Source organism: Ralstonia sp. A12, assembly GCF_000801955.1.
Classification (GTDB): Bacteria; Pseudomonadota; Gammaproteobacteria; order Burkholderiales; family Burkholderiaceae; genus Ralstonia.
Genome location: NZ_JSZO01000060.1, coordinates 1 through 1764 on the forward strand (window position 1 = coordinate 1; position 1764 = coordinate 1764).

At 64.7% G+C, this 1764-nt stretch carries 4 protein-coding genes; all 4 read right to left on the reverse strand.

Annotated elements, in window-relative coordinates:
• Window positions 1–62 precede the first annotated feature (62 nt).
• A complete protein-coding gene (locus PI87_RS27955) occupies window positions 63–557 on the reverse strand; it encodes a GNAT family N-acetyltransferase (RefSeq protein ID WP_039601013.1) in 495 nt (164 codons plus the stop codon).
• Window positions 558–569: 12 nt separating this feature from the next.
• Complete coding sequence (locus tag PI87_RS27960; RefSeq protein WP_039601014.1) at window positions 570–872, reverse strand: DUF6916 family protein; 303 nt, start codon at window positions 870–872, stop codon at window positions 570–572.
• Window positions 873–952: 80 nt separating this feature from the next.
• Window positions 953–1480: a phage tail protein gene (locus PI87_RS27965; RefSeq protein ID WP_039601015.1), complete on the reverse strand. Its 528-nt coding sequence runs from the start codon at window positions 1478–1480 to the stop codon at window positions 953–955.
• Between the two features lie 18 nt (window positions 1481–1498).
• Window positions 1499–1764 (reverse strand): phage tail protein (locus PI87_RS29515; RefSeq protein WP_039601016.1); only part of this gene is annotated, 266 nt, incomplete at its 5' end.

The window sequence follows — 1764 nt, forward strand, 5'->3', positions numbered from 1 at the left end:
CTTCGGGCTGGTTTTTTGTTTGGTGATTCCCTCCCATCGACCTGTCCGCGGAAATGGGACCACTACACCGTCGCCCCATCCCACTCCAGGAACAAATACACGCCCTTGTCCTCCACCAACCGAAACCCCAGTCGCTGATACAGCCGCTGCGCGGGGTTGAAGCGCTCCACGTGAATCTGCACGCGCTTGCCCACTGCGAGCGCCTGGGCGAACACGGCAGAGATCACCGCACTGCCGACGCCCGCGCCGCATTGCTCGGGCACCAGTGAAATATCGATGATGAGCAGCGCATCTTGTCGATGCTGCAGGTAGAGGCGCCCAGCGGCCACACCGTCCTGCTCGATCACGAAGAAGTCCGCATCGGGGTACGCAAAGTAGGCGCGCTGTTGCGCGTCGAACTGCATGCGGATGAACTGGGCTTTTTGTTCATCCGTCCAGCCGGTCACCTGCAGTTCGGTTTCGCGTGTGGTGCCGTAGAGGTGCAGCAGGAAGGGCTGGTCGGCATCGGTCAGCGGGCGCAGCGCGGTGCCGGACCGCTCGATGGGGAATACGGGCATGACGTTGCGGACTCAGCCGAGGTTGAAGTAGGCCTGATAACGGAAGCCGTCTGCCGTGCGCGCGATCGGCACCAGGAAGATCGGCTGTTCGGCCAGTGTGGCGTGCTGCAGGAAGTAGGTGCCCTGCTGCAGCACGAATGAGGCGTCGCTCGCAAAGAACAGCGAAAACGCTTGATGGCCCGGGTGCGCGACGGGCTCGGCCGTCACCTCATCCAGGCGCAGTGTGAATTGCGGGTTGGGGGTTTGCCCCGGCCCCGTGAGCACGGAGAACGCGGTGCCGACATGCGGCTGGAACAGCTCGACGGAAATCGTCATGAATGCGTGGAATACGGATGCAGGGAAACGGGCGGCGGACCGGCCGACGTGCGTGGCCGGTCCACCGTGACAGCGGTGCCTTACGGGTGCGTCGGCCAGGCACCGTCCAGGGCGATGCAGTAGTTCGTGACCAGGAACGGCTGCATGTTCTCGTGCGGCTGGGGTTGGCTGCTGCCGGCCGTGCCGACCGCCTGCGGCGCCAGCGTGGTCATGGTCGGCGTGGGCGTGGCGGTCGTGGCGATGAATGCGTCGTTGAACGTCACCTGGAAGCGCGCCGGCAGGCGGCCGGCTGCTGTTTTCGACGCTGCTTTGCTGTTGTTGCCGTATGCGGTGTGTGTGTGCCCCGGCAGTTGGTTGCTCGTGAGCGTGACCGTGGGCGAGCCCTGCAGATCGTTCAGCACACCGCCCACCGGCCCCATCACTGCCCGCCCGCGCAGGTCGGGCAGGCCATAGGTGGTCGAGCCGTTGCCCCCATAGTTGCTGCCGAGAATGGAGAACAGCTTGGTGTTCTGGCTGACGGGCAGGATTGCCCCATCACAGAATGCCCATTGGTAGGGGGCGAAATCGAAGCCAAAGATGCGGATTTCGCCGACGAATTGATCAGACATAGAGGTCCCCTTTTCGGCTCAGCCCCGCGACGGGTAGACGCCCGCGGTGGCGATGATGTAGTTGATCGAGGTGGTCGGCATCTGGTTCGGATGCGCTTGACTGCCGCCCGTCAGCCCGATCGTTTGCGGGGCCATTGCGGCCTTGGTGGGCGGGTTGGCCGTGCCGGCATCGTAGAAGCCTTGCGCATCGGGCACCGTCGCCAGCAGCACACCCGGCCCCGGCGTGACGGTCGAGGCATCCGCGCTGGTGGCGTTGATGGCGTGGTTGTGCCCCGGGATCTGGT